This is a genomic window from Thalassovita sp. (assembly GCF_963691685.1).
Taxonomy (GTDB): Bacteria; Pseudomonadota; Alphaproteobacteria; order Rhodobacterales; family Rhodobacteraceae; genus Thalassobius.
Map to the genome: position 1 here is coordinate 765,180 of NZ_OY829290.1, position 26,574 is coordinate 791,753.

Below are 26,574 nucleotides of genomic sequence, written 5' to 3' on the forward strand. Positions count from 1 at the left end.
CGCTCGCGCCCATTTTCCTTTCAATGTTTCCCAAAATACTCCGGGGTTTGGGGCAGCGCCCCAAGAAAAAAGGCACGCCGTCATGGCGTGCCTTTCAAATCTGCATAAAAAATCTGGTTAGGCGCGATGGGCCCCGTCTGCCAGTGAGGCGACGAAATTGGCCACATCCTCCACCGATTTGCCGGCGCCGATTTCCTTAACGATAGCGGAGCCAACAACGCAGCCATCTGCGACCGAGGCGATGTTTTCTGCCGCCTCAGGCGTGTTGATGCCAAAGCCAACAATGACCGGCAGATCGGTTGCCGCCTTGATGCGGGCAACCTCAGGGCCGACGTTGCCAGCCTGCGCCTCAGCCGAACCGGTGATGCCGGTGACCGACACGTAATAGACAAAGCCGCTGGTGTTTTGCAGGACGGTCGGCAGGCGTTTGTCATCGGTTGTTGGGGTCGCCAGCCGGATGAAGTTCAGCCCAGCCGCCTGCGCGGGGATGCACAGCTCGTCGTCTTCTTCGGGCGGCAGGTCCACCACGATCAGCCCGTCGATGCCGGCCGCTTTGGCGTCCTGCAGGAATTGATCCACGCCGCGATTATAAATCGGGTTGTAGTACCCCATCAGCACGATCGGCGTGGTGCTGTCCTCTTTGCGGAACTCGGCTGCCAGATCCAGGGTGCGTTGTAGGGTTTGACCTGCCTCCAATGCGCGCTGACCGGCCAGCTGTATGGTTTCACCATCGGCCATCGGATCGGTGAAGGGCAGGCCCAGTTCAATGATATCAACACCCGCCTTGGGCAGCGCTTTGACGATCTCCAGCGAGGTGTCATAGTCGGGATCACCCGCCATGATATAGGAGACAAAAGCCTTTTTGCCTTCAGCTTTCAATTCGGCGAATTTGGCGTCAATGCGGGTCATGCGGGCAGTCCTTCAAAATCACGTCCTTTGCATGTGCCTGCTTTGTCGCCGAAAATCAATGCTGCTTGGCGCCTTCGCAGAACACGTGGCTTGCCACGCGGTCAGCAACTGCCTAGAAGCCCCTTGAAACAAGGATTGAGAAAGGGCCGGTCATGGGCTTCAAGATGGGAATCGTGGGTCTGCCGAACGTGGGCAAATCGACCCTGTTCAACGCACTGACGAAAACCGCTGCGGCGCAGGCGGCAAACTTCCCGTTTTGCACCATTGAGCCGAACGTGGGTGAGGTGAACGTGCCTGATCAGCGTCTGGACACATTGGCCGGAATCGCCAAATCCGCCAATATCATTCCTGCCCGTATGACCTTTGTGGACATTGCTGGTCTGGTGAAGGGGGCTTCGCAGGGCGAAGGTCTGGGCAACCAGTTCCTGGCCAATATTCGCGAAGTGGACGCCATCGCCCACGTGCTGCGCTGCTTTGAAGATGGCGACGTGACCCATGTTGAAGGTCGCGTGGACCCGGTAACGGACGCTGACACCATTGAGACCGAGCTGATGCTGGCCGATCTGGAATCGATCGAGAAGCGTCGCGCTAACCTGGTGCGCAAGCTGAAGGGCAACGATAAGGAAGCCCAGCAGCAGGACCGCCTGCTGGCCGAAGCACAGGCCATGCTGGAAGATGGCAAACCCGCCCGTCTGGTTGAGGTTGATGACGAAGACCTTAAGGCATGGAAAATGCTGCAGCTGCTGACCACCAAGCCGGTGCTCTATGTTTGCAACGTCGCCGAAGATGAATCCGCGACCGGCAATGAACACTCCGCGCGTGTTGCCGAAATGGCGGCTGCGCAGGGCAACAGCCACGTGATTATCTCCGCCAAGATCGAAGAAGAGATCAGCCAACTGGAAGCAGAAGAAGCTGAGATGTTCCTTGGCGAAATGGGGCTGGAAGAGCCGGGTCTGGATCGCCTGATCCGCGCCGGTTACGGTCTGCTGCATCTGGAAACCTACTTCACCGTTGGTCCGAAAGAGGCGCGTGCCTGGACCATTAAGGTCGGCACCATGGCCCCGCAGGCCGCCGGTGTGATCCACGGCGATTTTGAACGCGGCTTCATCCGGGCGGAAACCATCGCTTATGATGATTACGTTGCCAACAATGGGGAACAAGGTGCCAAAGAAGCGGGCAAAATGCGTGCTGAAGGTAAGGGGTACGAAGTGAAAGATGGCGACGTCATGCACTTCCTCTTTAACACCTGAGCTAAAACGCGGGGTGGGCTGACCACCCCGCTGACATCTTCCCACTCCCCAGAATTTGCCGGGATTCGCGTCTGCGTAGCCACCAATTCCTGTGGCAATGCCCGCAAACAGGCGGCAAAATCCAATTCGTCAGCGTAAATTGTGGGATTTTGGACATATTTTTCCGATTCCCGTATTTCCGCTATAGGCGTTGCGGAGAATTTCATGCTACGGTTTAAGGGCTAGTTGGCTTGGGGATTCCCTGAGCCCTTCAATTCTTGACGTCTGGAGCAGCATTATGAAAAAAGTTACCCTCGCTATCGCAGCGACCCTGGCCCTGGCTTCCGCAGTTCCTGCAACCGCAGGTGCCATCGACCCGTTCACCGCCCCCGTTGTTGACGCACCGGTTGTAACCACCGGCAGCGGCATCTCGCCCGCACTGATCCTCGGTGGTCTGATCCTGGTTGGGGTGGTCGCAGCTGGCGATTCCTGATCTAACGATCACATGAATTCAAAAGGCCCGGTGCGCTGCGCCGGGCCTTTTCATTTTCTGACTGACCGTCTTAGCCGGTAAAAGTGGCTTGGTGGCGCTTACGGCCGGCCACCAAGCCGATGCCGATTATCGACGGATCATCTGGAAAAGGACGCTACCCACCTGCGGATTGATCCACTGGCGTGATCCAAGGACCTGACCGTCACTGCTGATCAGATAGGTATTGGCAAACTCATACTGGTCATTTTTACATTGCTCGACCATCAACTGGGTGGTGGTTGAAATCAGGCCGCTGACAAAGGGTTCACGTTTGCCCCGCAGCACCTCACAGTCAAATGTCAGTGAAAAACGCTCACCCGCCCCGTTCACGTAATACATACGTCGGTTGCTTTTGCCTTCGCGTTTGCTGCTGACCAGAGCGACGGAGCTTTCCAGTTCGGTTGCCATCAAGTCATTGCCGCCACCGCGGGTTGCGGTGATGATGCCACGCCGGAAGCTGAGTGATTGTCCATCATCACTAACATAGGTGCTATGTCCGCCATTCTGGGCAATCTTGCGCAGCAGGATTGTCACCTGCGTTTGTTCTTGTGACAGGATCGCCAGCGGACCGGTCGTTTCTGTCAGGATCTTCTGCACGTCCACCTGCTGTGGTCCCGCGTCCTTGCCGCGCCCTAACAGGCGGCTGGCAAATCCTTCGTTGCTTTCACCGGTTGCAGATCCGGTTTCATAAAGTGTGCCACAGCCTGCCAGGCCAAGTGCGGCGCAGAAAACAAGGCTCAGTCCGCGTATCATCGCCACACGCGCCCCCATTCTTTGTTCAGTTCGGGTTGATGATAGTCGCGCACACGCTGGTACAAACGGTCCCGTACATTCACGCGCGCGCCGCCGTCCCGGGTCAGGGACTGCAGGGTCACCGTATTGTCCCGGCGACTTGGTTTGCCCAAGGCCCAGCTCATCGGGATCGTCAGGCGGATGCCTTTGTCAAAGGAGCCTTCGCCGTATTCCTCAGCGCTGACATCGGTGAAGGTCGCATAGGCACCGATGCGCCAGCCGTTGGCAAACTCGCGGTCCAGCGAGAAGGTTGCCCCGATATCGCCCGCCAGATAGCGCCCGGCGTCGACTTGACCGTGGAAGCCATTGCCAAAATCGTAATAGGCCGACAGATGGCCGGTAGTGGTTTCATATTCCCGCAGCCCGAACTTCTGATCGAAGTCGCGTTGCTTGACGTGATTGACCTCCGCGCCAAGCGCCAGGCGGCTGTCCACCGGTTTCCACAACACCTCGCCCGAGATGCCGGCGTACATGGTTTCAAGGTAACCCGCCGTGACCCGGCTGTAGAGGTCTTTGCCAGGGCGACCAAAATGGCTGAGGGTCAGATGCTCAATCGCGGTGTCACCTTGCCGGCTGTATTCGGCATAATCGGTGCGCACCCGCGGCAGGTTGGAGGGGATTTCACGGGTCACACTGTCCAGATTGCCCGCCAGCTTATGAGTGACGGAGCCTGACAATTCCAGTCCGGGTGTCACGAAATAGCTGCCGCTCAGGCGCAGACCGGTGTCGATCCGAATTGGGTTGTCAGGGTCAAAGACGCTGAAGGTCAGATAGGGCGCCAGGCTGAGGCTGCTGCGCGCCGGCAGTCCCGCCTCTTGCCCAAGGCCCAGACCTGCCGCATCGGTTACCGCAACCCGTTCCAGCAAAGCCTCGGCAGGGGCGTGTTCCAAAGCTTCCAGATCGCTGCGCTTAACGGTGATGTTCGCCAGCGGCATGCCTTTGGATGTCGGGATGATGTGGAACACTTCGACCGAAGCAGGCAGTACCCGCGCCATGTGGCGCGCTGCGCGGCCAATGGCCTGCGGCTCTGCGCTGTAACGCGGGTTGCGGATCTGCAGCGTCGCTTCGCGCGGTGACAGGCTTAGGTTCTGATAGGCCAGCCCATCACCTTCCAGTGCGGCGCGAAGGGTGCGTTTGGTGCTGTTGATCTGGGTGTCATCTGTGCTCCAGCCCAAATCGTTCAGGCTGGCCCTTTGACGTGGGATGATCGGGGCAGGGGCTTTTTCAAGACCGGTCGGCGCATTGGCATAACGCGGGTTCGTCGATAGGGTCAGCTGCGCGCCAATCGTATCGCCATAAAGCGAATAGACAGACAGCTGATTGCCGTTTTTGAACCGGTAATCGATCCCGAAGTTCAGCGAGGATTTGCGGTCAAACAGCGCTGGTTCAGTATTGCCGTATTCGCTGATCGGGCTGATGCCGCGCTCGGGCTCATAAGCGTCCGAGGAATATTCGGCCGAAACCGCCAGCCGCTCAGTGACCTGATAGGAAATACCGCCAAACGGCGCCACATCACCGCGGAACCAGCGATCATAGGTGGGGATGCCACCTTCGCCCAGCAGCTCACTCGGGCGGGTGCCGGTGCTGCCAATGGCGCCCTGGCTGCCCAGGCGGCCCCAGCCCAGGCCGGCGGTCACCCGCAGCTTGTCACCAATCCCTTTGGTGGCGACGATATACTCCCCGCCATAAAGCCCGGTGCCAATGAAATCCCGCAGACCAACCGCGATAGCCGGGCGCAGGTCGCCCTCTTCCACCAGCTGATAGCGCAGATCGAAGCTGCGATCGTAATAGGTGCTCAGATCGTAGTTGTCCGGCACATAGCCTTCCAGCGCCGAATAACGGAAACTGCCGGTCAGCCGTGGCAGGATCTGGAAACTAAGGCTCGCACGTGTGGTGCCGGCGAAATGCCCTACGGTGGTTGTCAGCTGCGCATCAGGTGACATGTCCGCGGTCGGCATATCGATCAGCCCCGGCATGCCATAAAGGTTATGCGAGGGGGCCAGAGGCGCGGTAAACGGATCCTCGGCGCCGGCCTGCAGCGGCCACAGGCAAACCGCCGCAACCCCCGACAGTAACGCAATTTTTCGCCTGCCATTTCCAACACCCGTAAGGCCGTGATGGCGATGCACAGAGGCAGGGCGGGGAGGCAAATGGCGAACCATGGTAGCGGCAATCCAAATTCTAAAAAGATCAGTCCCTTCCTGCCTATGGAAATTGCGCCATCCTGTCCATGTTTCATTGCACTGCGTCCGGCACTTGATGCCCGGCGTTGTCTCCCGCCCACAGTGGCAGGGCAATCATGCGCAATAGAGGGGCTGTTTCTGCCAATTGAAAGCTTTGTGAAGAATGTGCGATTTTCCTCTTGTCCCTGCCTGCAAGCCTAGATAAACTCGTCGACGGAGACGTGGCCGAGTGGTCGAAGGCGCTCCCCTGCTAAGGTCAAATCACCTTGCACATAAACCCCTAAAAAACAACACAAACACCCCACAAGGCGGACCCCTTTGCACGGATGTTGCACGGGTTGCTCGGGCAGTGCGGCACGGTGTGAGTGAGATATTTGAATCACGGTGAGGTAACGAAATCGCAAGAAATATCACGCCACTATAGAAATTAGGGCTTGGGTCGTTATCTCTAATAGGGTAGATGCCCGCCATCTTGTTAAAGAGACGTCATAGGCGTTGCAGCGCCGTTAAGACGGATGAGAACGACAATGGGTCACAACAGTTTCCCAGCGTCCAAACCGGAACCGGACATATTCGCGAACGCGAACCGGTTTCGGCCAACTACAAGTTTTACAAGCAGCCATCTTTGAACCTCCTTTTTCTTGAGTGAGTGGAAACAAGTCCACGCTCGAGAAGCCCTTCGTTGGTCTTCTCCTTAGAAGCCGAAGAAAGGTAGATAGAGGTGATGGCGGGCATCTGAACTTTAAACACCATATGGCGGCACGAGTGGTCAAGGCCTTTCGTGTTTTTCGCGTTTCGAAAGATGGTTGTTCAACTTAGGAAATGCGCGTATTTGGCGCATCGATGATTGGATTTTCCCCTTTAAACGGGAGAAGTTCCGTGCAACACTTCGCGGGTAGGGAGAACAACATGGATTTACCAAGCACAGTTCGTGATCAACTGGTAGCTTTGGTGTTGGAGGAAGTCCCGGCGGAGTTGATTGAAAACATCTCGGTAGAGGATGTAGCGATCGACCACGAAGCCGGAGAAATCCGCATTGAGCTATTAGTGAGTACAAAGGTTAAACCTAAAGATTTTGCAAAAGGCTATTTTGGGCTTTCATCAAATGTTCGGCGTTTAGTTGCCGAGCAAAAAGAAGACTGGCATTCTTATTTGCCAATATTGACACCAGCAATGAGTGGAAAAGCATTTGCCGGATGAGGCTATTGCCGAAGGATTAATAGAAACGGCACGGTCACTTGTGCATGCCGATAAGGCGGAGCATTCTCAAGCCGACGTCCGTTGCGCGATAAGTACGGCCTATTTTGCGATGTACCATGCGCTCGCCCGTATGTCGGCCAATGGATTGGTTGGATCAGACCGTACTACCAGAGCAAACAAGGCTTGGGTTGAGGTCTATCGCGGATTGGCTCACGGTGTCTGCAAAGATTCCTGTAAGAAAGCCGTTAAAATCGCCTTTCCTGAGGAGCTAAAGTTCTTCGCCTCAAACTTCGTGACTCTGCAAACGTGCAGAAAACGAGCTGACTATGATCCTGTCTGTAGGCCGTCCGTCGATGAAGCATCACAGCTTATTGAGGTTGCGGCACTATCCATAGAATTGCTTGGCGGCGTTGACGATGCAAGCAAGACCGCTTTTGCGACGTGGGTGTTGATCTCCAGCCCGGGAGCTAAGGCTGCCCGAACTGTGGTTTCTGAGAACAACGGCAGATCACTGGGCTTAGGCGCCTGAGCCGGAGAAACGTTGGCGGGCCAGTTGCACTTTAAACGGTTCTCGTCCTGCGCCATTTTTGCCCAATGGAGCGTTGACGGCTTGGCTCACACTTTGAACTGAAAGCTGAAGTGTGGTCGGCTCCATGTATCGATAGTTGTCAGGTGCCTCTAGAATTTCTTGCGCAACTGCATGATTCCTGTAGTATAAGCGGCGCTTGAAGATGCAGGATTTCATACTCCTGTAAATGATGCGACGCAGCGCTTCCGAGCTCAGCCATAGGGTTTAGTCGGATGCAATACGTTGTTCATTCTATAAGGAAGCTGTTGCCCTTGATTGGGATTCGCCCAATCGTTTTGACAGCCTACATAGGATGGGCCCGTAGCTGGTTATAGACACCGCCAGCTACGGGCTACTCACTATCCGATTAAGATCATCACAATGATAGTCAAAACCATCAGCGAAAGCGTGAGTAGCTTGAAGACACTGTCACTCATATGCACCTCCTGTAAAATGTCGGTGCCCAAATGAGCAGCCTCATCTGAGTGGTCCATTTTGATTGTTAGTGCATGATCGGCCTCTGATCCATCGGAATGATGGTTTCAGGAGCTGGTGGTTTGTAGCCCAATGCACTGTGGGGCCTTGTGTTGTAGTGTTTCCTCCACTCTTCGATCAGGATTTGCGCTTCGCGCAGGCTGTAGAATACCTCGCCGTTGAGAAGTTCATCCCGCATCCGCCCGTTGAAGCTTTCGCAATATCCGTTTTCCCAGGGTGACCCTGGCTCGATGTAGGCGGTCTTCGCGCCGACGGCGGTGATCCAGTCCCGAACAGCCTGTGCAACGAACTCAGGGCCATTATCCGACCGGATGAATGCCGGAGCGCCGCGCAGGATGAACAGGTCTGTCAGAACATTGATCACATCTGTCGAGTTCAATTTGCGCTGCACCTTAATCGCCAAACATTCCCGGCTGTGCTCATCAATGATGTTCAGCGTCCTGAAGACTTTTCCATCATCTGTCCGGCAATGCACGAAGTCATAGCTCCAGACATGGTTCCGATACTCGGGCCTCAGCCGAACACATGATCCGTCATTCAGCCAGAGCCGCCCCTTCTTCGGTTGTTTTGCTGGAACCTTCAGCCCCTCTCGTCGCCATAGCCGTTCGACACGACCATCGCTCACGGACCAACCCGCCTCTCTGAGCAGAGCCGCGATCCGCCGATAGCCGTAGCGGCCAAACTGTCTGGCCAATTCGATCATGTCAGCAACCAAACGATCCTCATCGGCGCGGCCTTTCGGGATATGCCTTTGTGTGGAGCGATGCTGCCCGAGAACCCGACAGGCCCTGCGTTGCGATACTTTGAACTGGCTTCGAACGTGATCAATACATGCACGACGGCGAGCGGGGCTTAGTAATTTCCCTTTGCGGCTTCCTTCAGGATTAATTTGTCCAACGTAAGATCAGACACAGCTCTTCTGAGCCGTTCATTTTCCTTTTGAAGCCGCTTCAGCTCCTTCAATTGATCCACACCCATTCCGCCATACTTCTTACGCCAGCGGTAATAGGTTTGTTCAACAACACCGATCTGTCTGATTGCATCCAGACGGGACATGCCTTGCCCCATCAACACCTCAACTTGCCGTAACTTCGAAACTATCTCTTCCGGCTTCGGTCGCTTGTTTGCCATGCGTGGTCCTCCGTTTCCTAAACATAGCGGCGGACCAGTTCACTGGGGCAGGCTCAACTGACGACGACATTCTGTCCAGCGAAGAGCAGACCTTCACCCCGTTCTTCGGACTGGCGGATACCGTCAACGGTGTGAGCGGCAAATTTCCGGATCCGGCGCAGGTTTGGCAGCTCGAAAGCGCGCCGCCGCTTAACAATCCAGACTTTGAGGTCGAGGACGGTGGCCGCCGCCTGATGGTGGATGTTCAGTATGACCTGGTGCCCTATTCGGAGCAGGTGCAGCGCCTGATGCAGGGCGGCCTGAATGAGGCCCGCCGCGCCCGCCGTCACACCTTTGTGCTGCCGCCGCGCTTCTGGGCGCTTGAGGCCGGCGACATCGTGTCCTTTACCTCAGAGCGCAATGGCTATGTGGCGAAGCTGTTTCGGGTCGATGGCGTTTTGGATCAGTCCAACGCGGATGTGCTGGTGGATCTGACAGAAGTAGATCCCGCGGATTACGTCTTTGACACCAACACCGATTATACGCCCGTCACAGGCGGATCTGTGGTGGCTCCTGTGGTCCCGCCGCAGCCCATCGCGGGCTGGTCTGTTACTGCTGCCGCGTCAACTGATGCGCAGGGCGCGGGCCGTTTCCCGGCCATTGCCGTTGGCTGGGATGGCGACATGGACGATGTGATTGCGGTTGAGGTGCGTGCGCGGGTCAAGGCCACAGGGGCAATGATCTTTTCCGGCCGTTTTGAGGATGTGGCCGCAGCCGCCGGGTTGATTATTGCAGGTATCCTTCCGGCTGAGACCTATGAGGTGCAGGGCCGTTACGTGCCGGGCACCGCGCGGCAAACCGTCTGGTCGGATTGGCTGGAGGTCACCACGCTGGATCTGCGGATTACGCGGGATCAGCTGCAAGATGAAATTGGTGAGGCAATCGATGCCGCGGCTTATCATGCTGCTCAAGTCGGCAAGGAAATTGACGCCCTATTGTCTGGCTTCGCCGGGGGGACCTTAAAAGGGGCTCTGGATCGGCAGCGCAAAGGCTTGCAGGCTGGCATCGATGGCGTATCCGCTAAGCTGTCACAGGACTATTTGACTGCTGCCTCGATCAACAAGGCAATCAGCTCGGCAAAGAAGGATGTGGTTGCAACCTCTGAACAATTAGGTGGCGGTGTATTCGCCACCAGTTTCTTCGGGGATATTTGGAGGCGCTGGTCGCTGGGCGGATCCAAACGGCCTGGCACGTTCTATCCAAGCGGTCACCTTTATGAGTTCACCACCACTAACATTCAGAACGCTGGCTTGCAGCTGCAGTCAACACAAGCTGGGTGGGTCGGTGCATCTGGTGTGGATCGCTATCGGCTAGAACTGGAATTTGAACTTGTGTCTGGTGCGACCAGCGGCGCGGGTGTGCTGTTCGATTGGCGCAACACCAAAAACCAGCTTTTCCGGGTGAGGATCCCTATCAGTGATTTTGTCTCCGATCCAATTCAGGCTGGTAAGCGCTATTTTGGTTCAGTTCTTGTTGAGCGGCCTGTGGGTTTTACTGGAGCCTTTGATCGTCACTCGGTCTATCTGATGGCAAACTATGGTGGGTTAGGCGCTCGGACTACAAAGTCGATAAGGTTTCACAAGTTCCAAGCCTATCCAGCCACGGTGACTGACGCGCGCGCCGCGCAGCATGCGGCGGCGATCAGCGATCTACAGGGAAATGCTTCTGCGAGTGTGGTGTTTAAGGTTCTGGCCGGCGCCCAATCTGCAGAGTTAGGCCTCTTCGCGCAGGATGGAGATGCAGGGGCGGTCTCACTGTTCAGAGTGCGGGCGACAAACATTTTGTTGGATGGCAGCGTCACCTCGCAGCAGATCGATACCGTTGAATTTCGCAGCGCAGGTCTGGCGGTCTTTGGTGGGGCCGTTATGTCGGCAAATTTCGACGGCACAGTTGATGCCGCTGGCAACCTTCTGACGAGAGGCACGCAAGGTTTTGCGATCACGCAGAAGGGGGACGCTGTATTCACCAACCTGATCGCACGCGATGACATCCAGGTCGGGGCGGTTAGCGCGGGGGTCACTTATGCAAGTTCTGGGGCACAGACGTTACCGATAAATGCAGAAGTGTTTCGCTACTCTCTGGGGGCATTCTTGCCCGGTGAGTTTTGGAACATTGCCTGCAAGACAACTTGGCGAGGCTTGGGAACGAGGCCGGAACAGGACAATGAGGGCGATTGGCACATCCGCAAGTATAAAACAGGGGTCAAACTTCAATGGCGGCAGCGCAACGGCGCGTCATGGACCGGTTGGGACACCATTCACACATTTTCTAAGACCGACAGTTCCAGATGGCGTACCGACGATGTGGTGGTAGCAAAACTGGGAGCCTTTGATGAGGTTGAAGTGCGTGCGGTTGTTTATGGTTATCTCGGTCCCCGCTTCCCCAGCGGTCGACCCAAAGGGAGCATCATCCCAAATGTGAAAGATGTGTCTCTGTATGCACGCGCAATTGTGAGGTGATCTGATGAAATTCGTGAAACTCGATCAAACAGGCATCTATGTAGTCGGCCACGGAGAGGCCACGGTTTTGCCCACCGGGGCAATAGCCATCCCCGCAGAGATGGACGGTGCGGGCTTTCTCGGCTTCTACATGGTGGATGACGAGCTGAGGCAGCGCCCTGCATCGCCTGTGCCTGTCAAGCAGGCCGAAGGCTGGCAGATTGATGCGCCGGACGGGGCAGAGGTTGAAGTTTATGACCTGATCGGGGGCGAAGTTATGGCCCATGAGATGCTTGCGCCTGGTGCTGCCTATGCCTTTTCGCTGGCAGACTCTGGATCATACAACGTCACCGTTTCAGCACCGCTTCCGGCCATGCCGTCTAACACAGTGATTGAGGTGTAGAGATGCAGGTTTTGACACGCAGCGCGGCCAGCAAGAGCGCGATCCTGAACAGCCAGAAACAGGCCGCGCAAGAGGCGCTGGCGGTGGCCGTTGGTGAAACCCGCGCGCGGTTCATCACCAGTATTCCGGGACAGGAGCTGACATACATCGAGAAGGAGCGCCAGGCGTTGGCGTTCCTGGTAGCCACGCCAGAGCCAGACCCCGCAGACCCTGCGGATGCTGCAGCATTTGCCTTTGTCTTTCAGGAAGTCGGCATCACCGGACAGACGGCTCGTAAAGTGGCGCAGCTCATCGCCTTCAAGGCTGAACAATGGCGCGATTTCGGCCCCCTGATTGAGCGCGAACGCCTGGCGGCGACTGCGGCCATCGATGGGGCGCAGGATCCAGACCAGATTGAGGCCGCTCTGGATGGCTACACCAGGGCCGTCGCGGATCTCTAGGTAAGCAAAACACAACTGAAACCAACCGCCGCCCACAGGGCGGCTTTTTCGTGTGAGAGGCAACGATGAACAAAGCAGAACAACTGATCGCAAAGAGCGCACTGCCCGTGGGTGGTGGGGCAATTGCGTGGCCCTTTACGGTGGCGGAGGCAGCACATTATGCCACGCTGCTCAACCAGGTGATTATCCCATCAATCGGGGTGCTGATCGCGTTGGTGACGCTGCTGATCAAGCTGCGCGTTTGGTGGCGTGGGTCGCGGTTTGCGAAAGAGGAGAGCGGGCGGGTCAGAGCGCGCTGGTGGGTCGGTGGTTCTGTGGCAGCTGTGATTGCTCTGGGGCTACCCATGACGGCGAAATGGGAAGGGCTGGAAAATCAGGCTTACTGGGATGCGCATGGGCAGGTCTGGACGGTGTGCCTTGGTGAGACCGAAGGGGTGCAGCAGGGGGACAACTACTCCGATGCCGAATGTCTCGGGATGTTCAAAGAACGCTGGGCTGAGTTCCACCGTGAAATGCTGGCTTGCGTGCCCGAAATGGCCGAGGCCCCCGCAGAGGTGCAGGCGGCAGTCACCAGCTGGTCCTACAACGTCGGGATCGGTGCGGCCTGCAAATCCACACTGGCCAAACACCTGCGGCGGAGTGAGTGGCGCGAGGCCTGCAACCAGCTACCGCGCTGGCGCCGGGCAGGGGGGCAGGTGTTGCGCGGCCTGGTCAATCGGCGCGCTGATGAGCAGGCTCTGTGCCTGTCGGGGCTGTGATGGGCCGCTACGCCCTCGCTGCTGCCCTGGCCGTGGTTCTAGCGCTCTTTGCCGCCCTGTGGTGGCTGTCAGCGCGCAATGACGCACTGACGGCGGAAGTGGCCGCACTGCGCGTCTCTGTGGCCTCTGCGCAGCACGCGCTGGAACAGGCCGAGACTGCCGCCGCTGTTCACCGTGCATATCTCGCCCGCGCTGAGGCTGACGCAGAGCGCTGGCGGGCTGTCCAAAACGATCTGCAATCCATGGAGGGTCGCGATGCGCCTCTTTCCCCTCTGCTGCGCACTACTGCTCAGCGGCTGTTTGCGCGCCCCTGAGGTGGTCGCCCCGCCACCACCGGTGCCCGCCGATCTGCTGCGCCCCTGCGAGGGCTACGGCGGCCCAGTGCCTCGGACGGAGGGGCAGTTTTCTGACGCTTTGCTCGCCGAAGCGCGGGGGAGGATCTGCTCGAACGCGCGCCTTGAGGCAGTTCGGGAAATTCTAAACTGATGTCAAGCTTTAATCAATTAAGCTCATGACAATGCCAGAAGCGCTTAAAAATAGGGGCTTCTGAATGCCCATCTAAAAGTCAAAAAACTAATTATCTGTTGATTCAATAAAATTTGCACACTGAAAAATTGTATTTACACACTCCCGTCAAATTGTACCAACACTTCGCGTGTATTTCCGTGGTTGCAGCAACCGAGGAAGTACCCGTGAGAGTTAACAATCTAAAAGGCCACATTGGTAAAATCGAAATAGTGAACGGCGCAGGAGCCGGGAGTGACCACTATTCAGCGAGAAATTTCAGCGCTTCCAATGTCGCTTGCGTTGTTGCCGATGAAGCGTCATTCCACAACGTCAAATTCGGGTTTGAGGGGCTGGGTTTCGAAGTCGCTTGCTCTTCGTCGTTGGAGGCGATCTTCGAAACTGTTTCCGAGAGCCCAGAGGATTGGGCAATGATCGTGGTTCGCCTAGATCAGCCTTTGAACGAAGAGTGTTTGGAAAGTTTTGTCCGGCTTACACGTTTGATGGATGTTAGAATTCCGATCATCGTTATGCTCCAAAAGGATAAACCTTTGAAAAATTACGGGTGTGGCAGTCTTTATGCAGATTGCGTTGTCGGCGAACCTAAGTCAAAAAAGGAACTCTCAACTGCGATTGGAGTGGCTGTGAATGCTAATAGGCGTTGGGGCAGCAGCTTTGAGCATTTCAGGTCAGACACGGGAAATCGTATCCACAGACCAAGTCGAAGGTAAAAAAACGCTAGCCTAGATCGTCCCCACCACTCACGGAATTTTTTCGACAAGGTGTCAAGTGAAATATAATTCAGGTGGTATCGTGGAGTATGGTGCTGCCTATTTTTTTCTTTAACTTTGATAGGCTTACCGGTTTGAGTAGTACCGTCAAGTCCGAGGTTTCTTCAATTTTTTTTCCATCCAGTTCAGCCAAACCGGTTATTAGGAACTTTCTCGTTGAACTAGATAGTAACTCCGATGCTTTCTTTAGAAACTCCACGCCATTAATGGTTGGCATAGCCAGATCAACGATCACTAAGTCGTAATCGCTTGGGTTTTTCTCCAAATAATTTAGGCACTCGGTCGGATTGTTGAAAGCGCTCACTACCCCGCCGATAATCGAAATTACTTCTGAAATTTCCTCAAGGACCTGTTCATCGTCATCCAAAACGAGCGCCGTAAATCTAGTCACAAATTTGGGCAACTTGACCTCCTTAAGGATCGGAAAGAAACCGAAACTTGATCTCGAAGCAAGCGCCGTGGTTTACGCTTAGTGCTTTGATGGTACCATTTAATTCCTCGATGATCGACCTACTCATGTAAAGCCCTATACCGCTTCCACCTTTGTCTTTCTTTGTCGAAAAAAATGGTTCGAACACACGCTCAAGGTTTTGGTCAGGAATTCCAGGCCCAGTGTCATGTACGTGGATTTTCAAATCCTGGTCCCCAGAGGTAAAGGTGATACCAATCTGGCGATCGGATGAGGACTGCTCCTCCATCGCTTGCTTGGCGTTTACAAGTAGATTCACCATCGCTTGCTCAAAAAGTATCGGACGGCCATCAATCTTATAAGCCTCGGAACCTGCGCACACGTTAACTTTTACATTCCCCAACCTCAACTGTTCACGAACCAAATCGAGCGCTGATTGAGTCTTCTCCACTGGATCGAAAACACTCGTCTCCTCATCACCAACTTTCAAGACGAAGTTTCGGATACCCTGAATGAGCGCTCCAGCTCTCAAAGCCTGCGCTTCAATCCTCTCAGCCTTCGCAATGAGGTGCATTTGCGCAAGGTCACCAGATTTAGCTCTCTCTACTAAGCCGCCAGCAGCCAGGGCTACCACGTTAAGGGGCTGATTGAGTTCATGTGCAAATGAACTAGCCATCTCACCTAGCGCAGCGAGACGCGAAGCGTGGATCAGCTTTGCCTGAGCCTCTTTCAAAGCACCCAAGTTTTGAGCAATGAAATAGGAAGTTGAACGATCCAACTCCATCTGACCTAAGCTGTTTGTGTAAGGGTCGAAGTCTACCGGCTCGGTACCAATCTTACTAACAATCAGGTGAACAGCCCTTCCATTTTTTGTTGCAACATCGTACAGTATTTTTGTGTCTAGTTGCTTGCCATATCCCGCCACTGCCTCTTGAGTTTCTTTTAGGAAGTTAGATATGGGCCGCCCCAAGACATCAATCTCCGTAAATCCCGTCAGTTCTTGTAGCGCAGGATTCCAAATTTTTATTCTTCCGTCAGCATCTGTAGCGAAAACAGGAGTTAAAGATTGAGTGAGGAAGAATCCGAAGTTTTTTTCCGCTCTCCATTTTTCTTGCTTCTCATTGTCGACAGCTGCCGCAAACCGAGATAACCAAGAGGAAATGATGCGGTCTTCCGTGAAGTTTGCGTTAACGGAAACGAAGGAAGACTGGCGTTTTTTCAAGTACTCTTCAGCAATAAGTGCAAACTTGTCCACCCATCTTCGAAACAGAAAATCAATTAGTTGACCACCTAGCGTTAGAAGCGCAGCGAGAAAAGCCAGCCTCTGTATCGCTTTGGAGGTGTCCTGCTGAACCCGGAGAATATTCGTATTTAAGGCGTGATCCAAAGTGATCGTTGATGGCAAAACTGAATCAATTGAATATTGTGCCTGTATGGTTGCTCCCAACCAAGAACGCAACGTCGGGATAGAAGGGTTAGTATCTCGCACTACTGTTGCTGCTTTTTTGTTTTGTCTAGGAGCCGCAGATCCGAAGTTGTCTTGAACACAACTGATCGTGTTTGCTTCGAAGGCGTGTGAATGAATGAAGTTTTCGACCGTCTCTGTTGACCATGAGAACAGGTAAGACTCTGATTCCCGGTCAGAGAAATAGAATGACAAAAATTGCCCCTCGTGACACCCAATCAGGATTTCTGATTGTTTTTGGAGGGTGTCGGTGAAGAAAACCTCTAATTTCTGTAAATTTTTAGAGAAGATTGGATCACGAAGTACTGATATTAAGTCATTCATGTCACCGATGCTGGTGATCTGGGCAGGAGGCAACAACATGCTTTTCTTAGAAATTTCTTTTACTGTCTCTTGCTGTTTTGCCCCTTCAGTCCCTGCGATTTTGGCTCCCCAATAACCAGTTTCTGAGAGCAGAAGCGAGACGATGTTTTGAGTTGAGCGGCGAACTTCGATTTCAGTTCGTGTTAGCTCAGCGTCTACTCCTCGTAAGAAATCTTCCTTCAATTCAAGAAATTCGGATACAAGCAAGGGTAAAAGGAAAGCTAATCCAAAAAAAGACTGTAGAAGCCCACTGTAGGAGTTTTCTTTGACTAAACTCTCGGGAGCAGAAAGCTTTGGATTAATAAAAAGAACAGTGGTCATTAAAAACGAGGCCACCATTGCGTTCAACATTCCGTTAAGTGCCTGCTTGAATGCGACCAAAAGCACCGTAGCCCAAGGCAGTGCGAGAACTTGACTATACAATAAAATGGCAAGGGGGGCACCTAAGCCTAGCCAAAAAAGCATTACCACAAAGTTTAATCGTGTGACCGAGGTGAAGCGGCATAAGGTTAGAACAAAAACTGCTTCGGTAGAGAAAAGTATAGCGGCTAACCAATGCCCCCAAAGTTCGACCGTATACAACGAACCCAAAAATGCAGCAGATAACGCCCAAAAAGGCCCTGAAACAACCATAGAGAGCCAAACAAATATCGACCCAAAGAGAAAGTTGACGCCAAAAAACATGTCTACATTGAAGGCGTTACCCAGATAAGTAAGCAGGCAAAAACACGCCCCAAGAATATGTCGATCCTTAGTTCTAAAAGGAGAGTATTGCCGGTGAGCAAAGAGGACGTTTCTGACTGGATAAAGCATATGCGTTTCCTGATCTGCGCCACTAGTGATAGCCGCGCCTGTCTTCAGTCTACCGCTAACTTGGCTGTTCGGTGCCGCAATGTGTCGTTCGCATAGTTTGCATAAAAAAAAGTATAGTGTCGGTGTAATTTCGTACATATTGTGTGCAAAGAGTAATTTCGGTGTGGAACGCTGCACAGTGGACGCTTACGACAGGTAGTGGCCATGAGCGGTCGTACTCGCCCACCCGAAAGAAACGCTGAATGCAAAACGTTAACATTCTCATCGTTGATGATGATCTTTCTCTTTCCGAAGAAGTTGCAGAAGCGCTTCGAGAACAAGGTTACGGGGTAACCTTTGCAGGAAGTCGTCATCATTTCGAGAAACTGGTTAGTGACAAAAATTTTGATGTGTTCGTCGTTGACCTGCTGTTGCCAGATGGCCATGGGCATGAAATCATTAGAGAGATCCGTCGATCCTGTTCGGCCGGGATAGTTGTGCTATCCGGAAAGGTAGAGGAGGTAGATAAGGTTGTGTCCTTCGAACTTGGTGCAGATGACTACGTAGTGAAGCCGTTCGCTAGGTCTGAGTTCGTCGCACGCATCAAAAGTCTACTTCGCCGAATTGAAGGTAGAGTTTTCCAGGAAGAATCGAATGACGCGGTAAGGTCAGTAATCGAGTTTGGCGAATTGCGAACCGACACCAATGTTCGCAAGGTTTTCGACGCTGCAGGTCAAGAAATTCAGCTGACCAAGTTGGAATTTGACCTTTGGCTTGCTTTCCTCAAAGGGCGTGACCGCGTGCTAACTAGAGAACAGCTGATCCTTTCCATCAGAGGCAGGAGCTGGGCAGGATATGATAGGTCTATAGATGGGCTTGTAAGCCGATTGCGTAAAAAACTCGCCATCGGGTCCGGGGGTGATGACTACTTCGAAACAATAAGAGGCGTGGGCTATATGCTTCGGAGCCATCGTTAGATCAATGTGCTCAATCACTGCTCATACCATTAGTTTTTTCCCTGTGTTCAATTGCACCATTATTGATTGAGATCAGCTGTTTAGGCAGTTTAGGTTTGTTTTGGAAGCGTCGACAATCTCTGGTAAGTTGTGTCGACCATGACCTTGGATTGGGGTTGATCATTTCCAAGCTCGACCATCTGGTAGGTATCACATCCATCGCTCTAGAAAACATCGGCCTAAGGAAGACAAACGCGACTATTCAGAACGATCTGGGACGCTGGAATGCCGTAATAGAGTTCTCTAATTAACATTGCGCCGCCGTTTTAGGTCGAGCCTCGTCCGGTCAGCCCCGGGCGGGGCCTTCAACCGCTCTAGGCAGAGGTAGAATCGGGAACAAATAGGGATTTCAAGAGGAACAGCTTGGCTATCCGCGCCCTCCGTAGGCAGAGGTCTGAGGTGCGACCTGTATCCGTTGAATGTGTTATATGGTGCTTTGGTTGGTCCATGACGCTGACTTCAACGTAAGCGGTGCGCCGATCACACGGTTTTAGCGTAGTTCCAAGGCAGCAGTTCATTGATGTGGGTTTGCTTGTGCCCGCCAGCAATGGCTGTGAGTACGCCGCACAGATATGCGTGTGGCTCGATACCGTTGAGTTTGCAGGTCTCGATCAGTGACGCGATGGCGGCCCAGTTCTGTGCGCCAGCGTCGTGCCCGGCGAAGAGCGCGTTTTTGCGGTTTAGAGCAATGGGTCGGATGGTGCGTTCGACGGAGTTGTTGTCGAGTTCGATGCGACCATCGTCGAGGAACAGGATTAGCCCATCCCAGTATTTTGCGATGTATTTCAGGGCCTCTCCAGTTGGGGATTTGGACGAGACACGGGCACGACCTTGGGCAAGCCAAAGCTCGAGGGTGTCGATGATAGGTTTTGAGCGCTCCTGCCGTGCAGCATTGCGTTGGTCTGCGGTTAGGCCACGCAGGTCTTTTTCGATGCGATAGAGCGCCTGAATGTGCGCCAAACCCTCCTGCGCGATCGGGGCAATGCTGGACTGGGTAACATCATGCAAGTTGCGGCGTGCATGGGCCCAACAATAGGCCAGCCTCACATCCTGTGCGGGCCGTTTGAGCAAGCGGTTGTAGCCAGCATAGCCATCCACCTGCAGGGTGCCGCTGAAGCCTTTCAAGATATTGTCTGCATGCTGGCCGGATCGCCCTGGCGCATAGGTGAAGGCCACACCGGGCGGATCATCACCGCCCCATGGGCGATCATCACGGGCCAGCGCCCAGAAGTATCCGGTTTTGGTCTTTTTCCGCCCTGGGGCCAGAACCGGTGCCGGTGTCTCGTCCATGAACAGCTTGGTTGAGCGCTTCAGATCGGCCATCAGCGCCTCATAGACCGGGGCCAACTCGAATGCCGATTTGCCCACCCAAGCGGCCAAGGTCGAGCGATCCAGATCGATGCCCTGGCGACTGTAGATTTGCGCCTGTCGATAAAGCGGCAGGTGGTCCGCGTATTTGGAGACCAGAACATGCGCCAAAGTGGCTTCGGTCGGCATGCCGCTTGCAATGATGTGTGGTGGTGCTGGGGCCTGAGTGATCCCGTCCTCGCAGGATCGGCAGGCGTATTTGGGGCGACGGGTGACGATAACGCGGAACTGTGCAGGGATGATGTCCAAACGTTCGCTCACATCCTCACCTATGACATGACGCGCGGTTCCGCAGGCGCAGGAGAGATCAGGTTCAATGACCACCTCTACCCGTTCCAGATGCTTGGGCAGCGATCCACGGTTTGTCTGGCGCGGCTTTGCTGGCCGCACCGGCGCGGTGCGTTCGTCTGCGTCAATCTCGGCTTCGACCTGCGCGATGGCCGTCTCGATATCTTCGAGTTCCAACTCATATTGGGCGGGGTCAATCTTCTCGGATTTGGACCCAAACAGCGCCTTCTTGAAGGACGCGACCAGGGCTTCAAGTCGCGCATTCTGATCCTGTTGCGCACGGATGATCGCCTTCAACTCGGCAATGTCGTTGGGCAGGTCATCAGGGGCACGCATGCCCAGTTCCATACCAAAACAAGGGTGGAATGGCCCGCCCAAACGCCCCCGTGAGTCACTCCGCCGCAGCCGGAGCTGTCACCTCCAGGGGCTGCACGCGTCGCCAATCCAGACCTGCGAACAAAGCCTCAAACTGGGCTGGCTCCAGACGCATCACCCCGTTCTTAATCGCAGGCCATGTGAAACTGTTATCTTCCAGCCGCTTGTACGCCATCACCAATCCGCTGCCGTCCCAATAGATCAGCTTCAATCGATCTGCCCGCTTGGCACGGAAGACATAAACCGACCCATCAAACGGCTTCTGACGCAGGTGGCTCTGTACCAAGGCGGCCAGCCCATCATGACCTTTGCGGAAGTCCACAGGATCGCTGGCCACAAAAATCCGCACTTTATGGGATGGCATGATCACGTAGCCAAAGCCCGTGCGATCTCAACGACCCGCGCCGCTGGTGTCGCGGCGTCCAAACGAATGGTGACATCGCCTTGGATCACATCAAGCGTGCTGGTTGATGCTGTTGGTAGGGGCGAAGCCACGGGCGCAGGCGTCTCCATCTCAACAGGAACGAAGTCCATGCCGTCCAAATTGGGCAGAACCAACTTGCCCTGCCGCGCCATCCGCCGCCAATCAGACACTGTGCTGGGGATCAGCTCATACCGCTTCGCAACCGCCTTGACCGTCTCGCCTTCGAGCAACGTCTCCGCCACAATCCGAGCCTTCAACTCCGGTGGCCAACTCCGCTTGCCATCCGCCCGACGCGGCACACTTGCCAGAAACTCACATATAGCTCCCATCGAGAAACTCCCCACAAAACAAAGAAGCCTCTGAATCGCAGATCAGACGTCAGTTCGAAAGTGTGGGGGTGGCGCACCGCTTACACTTCAACGTGTAACGCCGTCATTGAAATCGTTGAACAAATGCCAGACTTAAAATCTCCCGCGCTGGGGTTCCTGATTTTGCGGAACACAAAAGGAACACGCTGCACGGATTTTGCACGCGAATCACGTGCAGTTCTGCGTATGTTCCACGAATTTGCATGAAACGCCTTATTTTCTTGGCTTGGCAAAAAAGTGAAAAAATCGCCTTGTTTCTCTAGGTTCTGCCGCATATACGGGTCAGCGGAGACGTGGCCGAGTGGTCGAAGGCGCTCCCCTGCTAAGGGAGTAGGCCCGGAAGGGTCTCGAGGGTTCGAATCCCTTCGTCTCCGCCATCTTACATTTCCGTTTGATCTGAATGGGCCGCTTTCAGCGGCCTTTTCCTTTTGTTTGTCTGGTCTTGGCGCGATTTGTGGATTTTCTTGAATTGTCGCCAATTGTGCGTAATCCTGTTCGTTGAGTGGTATAAAATGTGGTATAAAATTGGCGCTCTCTGGCAAGCTGACAAAGAAACTCGTGGAGAACCTTGGCGCTGGGCGGCATGGCGATGGCAATGGGCTGTACTTGGTTGTTGACCCTTCCGGTGCCCGGCGCTGGATCGTTCGGGTGGTTGTTAAGGGTCAGAAGAATCGACGCGGTGGGCCGCTGCGAACTGACTTTGGTCTGGGCAGTGCAGAACTGGTGACCCTGCCTCAAGCACGCGAAGAAATTGGCCGAGGTCCCGGTGGTATTGGGATCAGCGCGGAAACGGATGCGCCGCGCGTGTGGCTGGCAAATGACCGGCTTGTGTATGACTGGCAGGTTCACGCTGGTCGGCTGGCGGAGCAGACAGTGGATCAGCACCTCGCAGCGATCCGGTTTATGGAGGGGGTTCTGCACGGAAAAGCCTTTGATCGGCTCACAATCCGGGATGTTAATCACGTGCGCTCTGCCGTGAAGGAGTCGATGGCGACAACGGGGGAAGGCCAGAAGTCACGCTCCACAGCGTCACATCAGGCCTCTCAGATCATGAGCTTCCTGCAATGGTTGATCAAACAGGATGGCTACAAACGTCTGCCTGCCGACCTGCCGAGTTATATCCAACTGCCGAAATCGGCCTATGCCAAAGCAATGCCGAAGGCGGAAAAGGCCTACGCGTCCTTGGAAGAAGCGGAGGCGCTTCTGGAGGGCATGCCTACGCTCACCCTTTCTGAGCGGCGCGCCCGGACGATGGTCGCCATTGCCTACCTTGGAGCGTTGCGGGCAGATACCGTCACCTCTTTGCGGCTGTCACATTTTGATCCGGCACAGCGCCAGATTATCCAGGATGGCACCACCTCCCGAACGAAGAACGGCAAGAGCCTGCGTATCAGTTGGTTCCCGATCTCTGACGTTTTCTCCGCTGCAGTGTCGCGCTGGGTGGAGGAGATGAAGGAGCTGGGGGTGCGTGGTGAAGATGCGCTGTTCCCAAGCATGCCGGATCTGAAGCGGGGTAAGTTGTTACGTGATGCGGAGCGGGCGCCATTGGAGCCTATGGCGTCCAAAGATGCCGTCGCCAAAGCCTTCGCGCTGGCCTGTCGCGACAGCGAGGTCAAATACAATCCGCACTCGGTCAAAGACACGCTTGCCGCCGAGCGCGACCGCCGTCCGCTCACCCAGCAACAACGCAAGGCCTGGTCGGAAAACATGGGCCACGAAAATGAAAAGATCACCGAGACACACTATGGGAAGCTCTCTGAGGCTGAACGCTTCGACCTATTCGAGGAAATTGGCAAGGGTCAGAACGCAAACGGATCTTCGCCACTCCGACTGACCGATGCACAGAAGCTCACGTTGTTGAACGAGGTGCTGGCGAGGGTTGGATTGGGGTGATGAGGCATTTGAGTTAGATCATTTTCCAGCCTCGAGACCCTGGCCAAAGTGGTCGCTTCCCTCAGCGGCTGAAAAGGCCGATCTCAGCCCTTTCGAGACATTCGATTTCGTGCGTGGCGTATTCGGTAGGTCAAACAGGAAGGGCGTATTCCGTTGAAAAACTCTTCCTTGATCGGCTCCCAATTCGCTGATTCAATTCCTTTAGGGATTGGGGGATTTTGCGATGATGGGACCGAAGCAGGAAGCGCAGGCGGCATTGTTCTACGAGTTCTCGCTGGAAGACCATGTCCCGCAAGACCACCTGCTGCGCTCGATAGATCGGTTTGTCGATCTTAGCGATATCCGCCTTTATCTTGCAGACTTTTATAGTCACACGGGTCGTCCTTCGGTCGATCCGGAGCTACTGATCCGCATGCTTTTGGTGGGCTATTGTTTTGGCATTCGGTCTGAACGGCGGCTCTGTGAAGAAGTACATTTGAACCTTGCGTATCGCTGGTTTTGCCGCCTTGACCTGTCCACTCCGGTCCCCAACCATTCGACGTTCTCCAAGAACCGGCATGGTCGGTTCCGTGAGAGCGAGCTGTTGCGCCATCTGTTCGAGACAACTGTCGCCCGCTGCATCACGGAAGGTCTCGTAAGTGGTCAGCGCCTGGCCATTGATGCCAGTCTGATAGAGGCGGATGCCAACAAGCAGAACTCAACGCCTAAGGAAGATTGGAACGCATCAAACGTCGATCCGACTGATGCGCCCCGTGCTGTGCGGGAATATCTCGACACACTGGATCAAGCTGCCTTCGGTGCCGCGAGCAAGGTACAACCGAAGTTCACATCCCATTCTGATCCAGCAAGTCAGTGGACAGCCGCCCGTAAAGGACCCGCTTTCTTTAGCTATTCCGACAACTACCTGATCGACACGGATCACGGTGTGATTGTGGATGTCGAGGCCACCCGCTCAATCCGGCAGGCTGAGGTCGGATCAACAAAAACGATGCTGAAGCGAGTGAAAGCCAAGTTTGACCTGCATCCTGAACGTCTGATCGCGGACACAGCCTACGGCACCGCACCGATGCTGGGCTGGTTGGTCGACCGCAAGATAGCCCCGCATATTCCTGTGTTCGACAAGTCAGGGCGCAACGATGGCACCTGGACCCGCGCCGACTTCGAGTGGGATGCTGAAAACAATCAATACATCTGCCCGGAGGGCCACGCTCTGAAGCAGTTCCGACGAAATTATTCGGACCCGACCCGTGGCCCGACCGGAAAGGGCACCGCACGATATCGCGCATTGAAGCTGACCTGCCAAGCATGCCCATCTAAAGCGAAATGCTGTCCGAATGCAGACGCGCGCAAGATTACGCGCGAGGAACACGAGGACGCCCGCCAGGTTGCCCGCGATATCGCCAAGACCCCACAATACGACATCTCGATGAAGCTCAGAAAGAAAGTGGAAATGCTCTTCGCGCACCTCAAACGCATACTCGGGCTGGGGCGGCTGCGATTACGAGGTCCATGCGGCGCAAACGACGAATTCCTCCTCGCCGCCACCGCCCAAAACCTCAGAAAACTGGCCAAAATCTTTCCTGCACCGCAGAAAGCGCGAAAAGCCTGACCAGAAAGGCACTCGCGCGCAGACCAAAGCACCGATTTCTGCGGCAGCAATACGTTGTTTTTCAACAGAATCGGCGTATTCCGTTGAAAAACTCTTCCTTGATCGGCTCCCAATTCGCTGATTCAATTCCTTTAGGGATTGGGGGATTTTGCGATGATGGGACCGAAGCAGGAAGCGCAGGCGGCATTGTTCTACGAGTTCTCGCTGGAAGACCATGTCCCGCAAGACCACCTGCTGCGCTCGATAGATCGGTTTGTCGATCTTAGCGATATCCGCCTTTATCTTGCAGACTTTTATAGTCACACGGGTCGTCCTTCGGTCGATCCGGAGCTACTGATCCGCATGCTTTTGGTGGGCTATTGTTTTGGCATTCGGTCTGAACGGCGGCTCTGTGAAGAAGTACATTTGAACCTTGCGTATCGCTGGTTTTGCCGCCTTGACCTGTCCACTCCGGTCCCCAACCATTCGACGTTCTCCAAGAACCGGCATGGTCGGTTCCGTGAGAGCGAGCTGTTGCGCCATCTGTTCGAGACAACTGTCGCCCGCTGCATCACGGAAGGTCTCGTAAGTGGTCAGCGCCTGGCCATTGATGCCAGTCTGATAGAGGCGGATGCCAACAAGCAGAACTCAACGCCTAAGGAAGATTGGAACGCATCAAACGTCGATCCGACTGATGCGCCCCGTGCTGTGCGGGAATATCTCGACACACTGGATCAAGCTGCCTTCGGTGCCGCGAGCAAGGTACAACCGAAGTTCACATCCCATTCTGATCCAGCAAGTCAGTGGACAGCCGCCCGTAAAGGACCCGCTTTCTTTAGCTATTCCGACAACTACCTGATCGACACGGATCACGGTGTGATTGTGGATGTCGAGGCCACCCGCTCAATCCGGCAGGCTGAGGTCGGATCAACAAAAACGATGCTGAAGCGAGTGAAAGCCAAGTTTGACCTGCATCCTGAACGTCTGATCGCGGACACAGCCTACGGCACCGCACCGATGCTGGGCTGGTTGGTCGACCGCAAGATAGCCCCGCATATTCCTGTGTTCGACAAGTCAGGGCGCAACGATGGCACCTGGACCCGCGCCGACTTCGAGTGGGATGCTGAAAACAATCAATACATCTGCCCGGAGGGCCACGCTCTGAAGCAGTTCCGACGAAATTATTCGGACCCGACCCGTGGCCCGACCGGAAAGGGCACCGCACGATATCGCGCATTGAAGCTGACCTGCCAAGCATGCCCATCTAAAGCGAAATGCTGTCCGAATGCAGACGCGCGCAAGATTACGCGCGAGGAACACGAGGACGCCCGCCAGGTTGCCCGCGATATCGCCAAGACCCCACAATACGACATCTCGATGAAGCTCAGAAAGAAAGTGGAAATGCTCTTCGCGCACCTCAAACGCATACTCGGGCTGGGGCGGCTGCGATTACGAGGTCCATGCGGCGCAAACGACGAATTCCTCCTCGCCGCCACCGCCCAAAACCTCAGAAAACTGGCCAAAATCTTTCCTGCACCGCAGAAAGCGCGAAAAGCCTGACCAGAAAGGCACTCGCGCGCAGACCAAAGCACCGATTTCTGCGGCAGCAATACGTTGTTTTTCAACAGAATCGGGCGGAAAGCAGACTTTCGCTGCGTTCGGCGTCAATGGCAGTAACGCATAAAAAACAGGCTTTGGACGGTTTTGCTTCTGGCCCAAAGCGGAGCACTCTGCTCGCCGAACTACAGGTCTGTTAACTGAACGATGTGGGTCAGACGAGCCTTCTACTCGTAAAAAAGTTTTTTGATGGAGA

At 54.8% G+C, this 26,574-nt stretch carries 23 protein-coding genes, 1 tRNA gene and 1 pseudogene; 16 read left to right on the top strand and 9 right to left on the bottom strand.

Annotation, left to right across the window (positions count from 1 at the left end; translation table 11 throughout):
* Positions 1–117: 117 nt before the first annotated feature.
* Complete coding sequence (gene trpA, locus ACORLH_RS03790; RefSeq protein ID WP_321831280.1) at positions 118–909, bottom strand: tryptophan synthase subunit alpha; 792 nt, start codon at positions 907–909, stop codon at positions 118–120.
* A 152-nt stretch (positions 910–1,061) separates the two neighbouring features.
* Here trpA and ychF point away from each other — a divergent pair, with 152 nt between their 5' ends.
* Positions 1,062–2,159, top strand: a complete 1,098-nt coding sequence (ychF, locus tag ACORLH_RS03795; protein WP_058243171.1) for a redox-regulated ATPase YchF — start codon at positions 1,062–1,064, stop codon at positions 2,157–2,159.
* Between the two features lie 277 nt (positions 2,160–2,436).
* A complete protein-coding gene (locus tag ACORLH_RS03800) occupies positions 2,437–2,631 on the top strand; it encodes a hypothetical protein (RefSeq protein ID WP_321831282.1) in 195 nt (64 codons plus the stop codon).
* A 126-nt stretch (positions 2,632–2,757) separates the two neighbouring features.
* Here ACORLH_RS03800 and ACORLH_RS03805 read toward each other — a convergent pair whose 3' ends face one another.
* The gene (locus ACORLH_RS03805; protein WP_321831283.1) at positions 2,758–3,423 is read right to left on the bottom strand and encodes a YjbF family lipoprotein; all 666 of its coding nucleotides are present in this window, start codon (positions 3,421–3,423) and stop codon (positions 2,758–2,760) included.
* A complete protein-coding gene (locus ACORLH_RS03810) occupies positions 3,420–5,624 on the bottom strand; it encodes a YjbH domain-containing protein (protein WP_321831285.1) in 2,205 nt (734 codons plus the stop codon). Before ACORLH_RS03810 ends, ACORLH_RS03805 begins: the two co-directional genes overlap by 4 nt.
* 930 nt (positions 5,625–6,554) lie before the next feature.
* Here ACORLH_RS03810 and ACORLH_RS03815 point away from each other — a divergent pair.
* Together ACORLH_RS03815 and ACORLH_RS03820 are read left to right on the top strand one after the other, a co-directional pair.
* Complete coding sequence (locus ACORLH_RS03815; RefSeq protein ID WP_321831286.1) at positions 6,555–6,845, top strand: hypothetical protein; 291 nt, start codon at positions 6,555–6,557, stop codon at positions 6,843–6,845.
* The gene (locus ACORLH_RS03820) at positions 6,823–7,374 is read left to right on the top strand and encodes a hypothetical protein (protein ID WP_321831287.1); all 552 of its coding nucleotides are present in this window, start codon (positions 6,823–6,825) and stop codon (positions 7,372–7,374) included. Before ACORLH_RS03815 ends, ACORLH_RS03820 begins: the two co-directional genes overlap by 23 nt.
* A 541-nt stretch (positions 7,375–7,915) precedes the next feature.
* Here ACORLH_RS03820 and ACORLH_RS03825 read toward each other — a convergent pair.
* Positions 7,916–9,039 (bottom strand): IS3 family transposase gene (locus ACORLH_RS03825; RefSeq protein WP_321831288.1). Its coding sequence is split into 2 segments (ribosomal slippage): positions 7,916–8,775 and positions 8,775–9,039, totalling 1,125 coding nucleotides; the frame shifts between segments, so codons are not numbered across the junction.
* 131 nt (positions 9,040–9,170) lie between these two features.
* On the opposite strand from ACORLH_RS03825, the pseudogene ACORLH_RS03830 reads away from it, so the two are divergent.
* The 7 genes and pseudogenes from ACORLH_RS03830 to ACORLH_RS03860 form a co-directional block, all read left to right on the top strand.
* Positions 9,171–9,413: pseudogene (locus tag ACORLH_RS03830) on the top strand (phage tail protein); the annotation flags it as partial.
* A 90-nt stretch (positions 9,414–9,503) separates the two neighbouring features.
* Positions 9,504–11,537 (top strand): hypothetical protein, encoded by a 2,034-nt coding sequence (locus tag ACORLH_RS03835; protein WP_321831291.1) that lies wholly within the window; start codon positions 9,504–9,506, stop codon positions 11,535–11,537.
* A gap of 4 nt (positions 11,538–11,541) precedes the next feature.
* Positions 11,542–11,919: a hypothetical protein gene (locus tag ACORLH_RS03840; protein WP_321829738.1), complete on the top strand. Its 378-nt coding sequence runs from the start codon at positions 11,542–11,544 to the stop codon at positions 11,917–11,919.
* A 2-nt stretch (positions 11,920–11,921) separates the two neighbouring features.
* Positions 11,922–12,359, top strand: coding sequence for a hypothetical protein (locus ACORLH_RS03845; RefSeq protein ID WP_321831292.1), 438 nt, complete (start codon positions 11,922–11,924; stop codon positions 12,357–12,359).
* A 65-nt stretch (positions 12,360–12,424) separates the two neighbouring features.
* Positions 12,425–13,117: a lysozyme gene (locus ACORLH_RS03850; protein ID WP_321831294.1), complete on the top strand. Its 693-nt coding sequence runs from the start codon at positions 12,425–12,427 to the stop codon at positions 13,115–13,117.
* Positions 13,117–13,431, top strand: a complete 315-nt coding sequence (locus ACORLH_RS03855; RefSeq protein WP_321831295.1) for a hypothetical protein — start codon at positions 13,117–13,119, stop codon at positions 13,429–13,431. The genes ACORLH_RS03850 and ACORLH_RS03855 overlap by 1 nt, the downstream gene beginning before the upstream one ends.
* A 378-nt stretch (positions 13,432–13,809) precedes the next feature.
* A complete protein-coding gene (locus tag ACORLH_RS03860) occupies positions 13,810–14,352 on the top strand; it encodes a hypothetical protein (RefSeq protein ID WP_321831296.1) in 543 nt (180 codons plus the stop codon).
* Between the two features lie 70 nt (positions 14,353–14,422).
* On the opposite strand, the gene ACORLH_RS03865 is transcribed toward ACORLH_RS03860, so the two are convergent.
* Together ACORLH_RS03865 and ACORLH_RS03870 are read right to left on the bottom strand one after the other, a co-directional pair.
* The gene (locus ACORLH_RS03865; RefSeq protein ID WP_321831297.1) at positions 14,423–14,815 is read right to left on the bottom strand and encodes a response regulator; all 393 of its coding nucleotides are present in this window, start codon (positions 14,813–14,815) and stop codon (positions 14,423–14,425) included.
* Between the two features lie 10 nt (positions 14,816–14,825).
* On the bottom strand, positions 14,826–17,462 hold the full coding sequence (locus tag ACORLH_RS03870; protein ID WP_321831299.1) for an ATP-binding protein: 2,637 nt from the start codon (positions 17,460–17,462) through the stop codon (positions 14,826–14,828).
* A 242-nt stretch (positions 17,463–17,704) separates the two neighbouring features.
* Between ACORLH_RS03870 and ACORLH_RS03875 the strand changes: the two genes are divergently transcribed.
* A complete protein-coding gene (locus ACORLH_RS03875) occupies positions 17,705–18,418 on the top strand; it encodes a response regulator transcription factor (protein WP_321831300.1) in 714 nt (237 codons plus the stop codon).
* 519 nt (positions 18,419–18,937) lie between these two features.
* On the opposite strand, the gene tnpC is transcribed toward ACORLH_RS03875, so the two are convergent.
* The 3 genes from tnpC to ACORLH_RS03890 are packed head-to-tail and all read right to left on the bottom strand — an operon-like array spanning position 18,938 to position 21,241.
* Positions 18,938–20,449: an IS66 family transposase gene (gene tnpC, locus ACORLH_RS03880; protein WP_321828720.1), complete on the bottom strand. Its 1,512-nt coding sequence runs from the start codon at positions 20,447–20,449 to the stop codon at positions 18,938–18,940.
* Between the two features lie 55 nt (positions 20,450–20,504).
* Positions 20,505–20,852 carry an IS66 family insertion sequence element accessory protein TnpB gene (gene tnpB, locus ACORLH_RS03885; protein WP_321828719.1) on the bottom strand — a complete coding sequence of 116 codons (348 nt, stop codon included), beginning with the start codon at positions 20,850–20,852 and terminating at the stop codon, positions 20,505–20,507.
* A 2-nt stretch (positions 20,853–20,854) separates the two neighbouring features.
* A complete protein-coding gene (locus tag ACORLH_RS03890) occupies positions 20,855–21,241 on the bottom strand; it encodes a transposase (protein ID WP_321828718.1) in 387 nt (128 codons plus the stop codon).
* Positions 21,242–21,567: 326 nt separating this feature from the next.
* Here ACORLH_RS03890 and ACORLH_RS03895 point away from each other — a divergent pair.
* The 4 genes from ACORLH_RS03895 (at position 21,568) to ACORLH_RS03910 (ending at position 26,321) form a co-directional block, all read left to right on the top strand.
* Positions 21,568–21,657 (top strand) — tRNA-Ser (locus ACORLH_RS03895).
* A gap of 148 nt (positions 21,658–21,805) precedes the next feature.
* Positions 21,806–23,173: an integrase family protein gene (locus ACORLH_RS03900; RefSeq protein ID WP_321831301.1), complete on the top strand. Its 1,368-nt coding sequence runs from the start codon at positions 21,806–21,808 to the stop codon at positions 23,171–23,173.
* A gap of 223 nt (positions 23,174–23,396) precedes the next feature.
* A complete protein-coding gene (locus ACORLH_RS03905) occupies positions 23,397–24,782 on the top strand; it encodes an IS1182 family transposase (protein ID WP_321829186.1) in 1,386 nt (461 codons plus the stop codon).
* Positions 24,783–24,935: 153 nt separating this feature from the next.
* Positions 24,936–26,321, top strand: a complete 1,386-nt coding sequence (locus ACORLH_RS03910; RefSeq protein ID WP_321829186.1) for an IS1182 family transposase — start codon at positions 24,936–24,938, stop codon at positions 26,319–26,321.
* The last annotated feature ends 253 nt before the right edge of the window (positions 26,322–26,574 follow it).

Bases quoted from the DNA above. Each gene is read 5' to 3' on its own strand.
- trpA (WP_321831280.1), bottom strand. From the start codon at position 909: ATGACCCGCATTGACGCCAAATTCGCCGAATTGAAAGCTGAAGGCAAA.
- ychF (WP_058243171.1), top strand. From the start codon at position 1,062: ATGGGCTTCAAGATGGGAATCGTGGGTCTGCCGAACGTGGGCAAATCG.
- ACORLH_RS03800 (WP_321831282.1), top strand. From the start codon at position 2,437: ATGAAAAAAGTTACCCTCGCTATCGCAGCGACCCTGGCCCTGGCTTCC.
- ACORLH_RS03805 (WP_321831283.1), bottom strand. From the start codon at position 3,423: ATGATACGCGGACTGAGCCTTGTTTTCTGCGCCGCACTTGGCCTGGCA.
- ACORLH_RS03810 (WP_321831285.1), bottom strand. From the start codon at position 5,624: ATGGTTCGCCATTTGCCTCCCCGCCCTGCCTCTGTGCATCGCCATCAC.
- ACORLH_RS03815 (WP_321831286.1), top strand. From the start codon at position 6,555: ATGGATTTACCAAGCACAGTTCGTGATCAACTGGTAGCTTTGGTGTTG.
- ACORLH_RS03840 (WP_321829738.1), top strand. From the start codon at position 11,542: ATGAAATTCGTGAAACTCGATCAAACAGGCATCTATGTAGTCGGCCAC.
- ACORLH_RS03845 (WP_321831292.1), top strand. From the start codon at position 11,922: ATGCAGGTTTTGACACGCAGCGCGGCCAGCAAGAGCGCGATCCTGAAC.
- ACORLH_RS03850 (WP_321831294.1), top strand. From the start codon at position 12,425: ATGAACAAAGCAGAACAACTGATCGCAAAGAGCGCACTGCCCGTGGGT.
- ACORLH_RS03855 (WP_321831295.1), top strand. From the start codon at position 13,117: ATGGGCCGCTACGCCCTCGCTGCTGCCCTGGCCGTGGTTCTAGCGCTC.
- ACORLH_RS03870 (WP_321831299.1), bottom strand. From the start codon at position 17,462: ATGCTTTATCCAGTCAGAAACGTCCTCTTTGCTCACCGGCAATACTCT.
- ACORLH_RS03875 (WP_321831300.1), top strand. From the start codon at position 17,705: ATGCAAAACGTTAACATTCTCATCGTTGATGATGATCTTTCTCTTTCC.
- tnpC (WP_321828720.1), bottom strand. From the start codon at position 20,449: ATGCGTGCCCCTGATGACCTGCCCAACGACATTGCCGAGTTGAAGGCG.
- tnpB (WP_321828719.1), bottom strand. From the start codon at position 20,852: ATGCCATCCCATAAAGTGCGGATTTTTGTGGCCAGCGATCCTGTGGAC.
- ACORLH_RS03890 (WP_321828718.1), bottom strand. From the start codon at position 21,241: ATGGGAGCTATATGTGAGTTTCTGGCAAGTGTGCCGCGTCGGGCGGAT.
- ACORLH_RS03905 (WP_321829186.1), top strand. From the start codon at position 23,397: ATGATGGGACCGAAGCAGGAAGCGCAGGCGGCATTGTTCTACGAGTTC.
- ACORLH_RS03910 (WP_321829186.1), top strand. From the start codon at position 24,936: ATGATGGGACCGAAGCAGGAAGCGCAGGCGGCATTGTTCTACGAGTTC.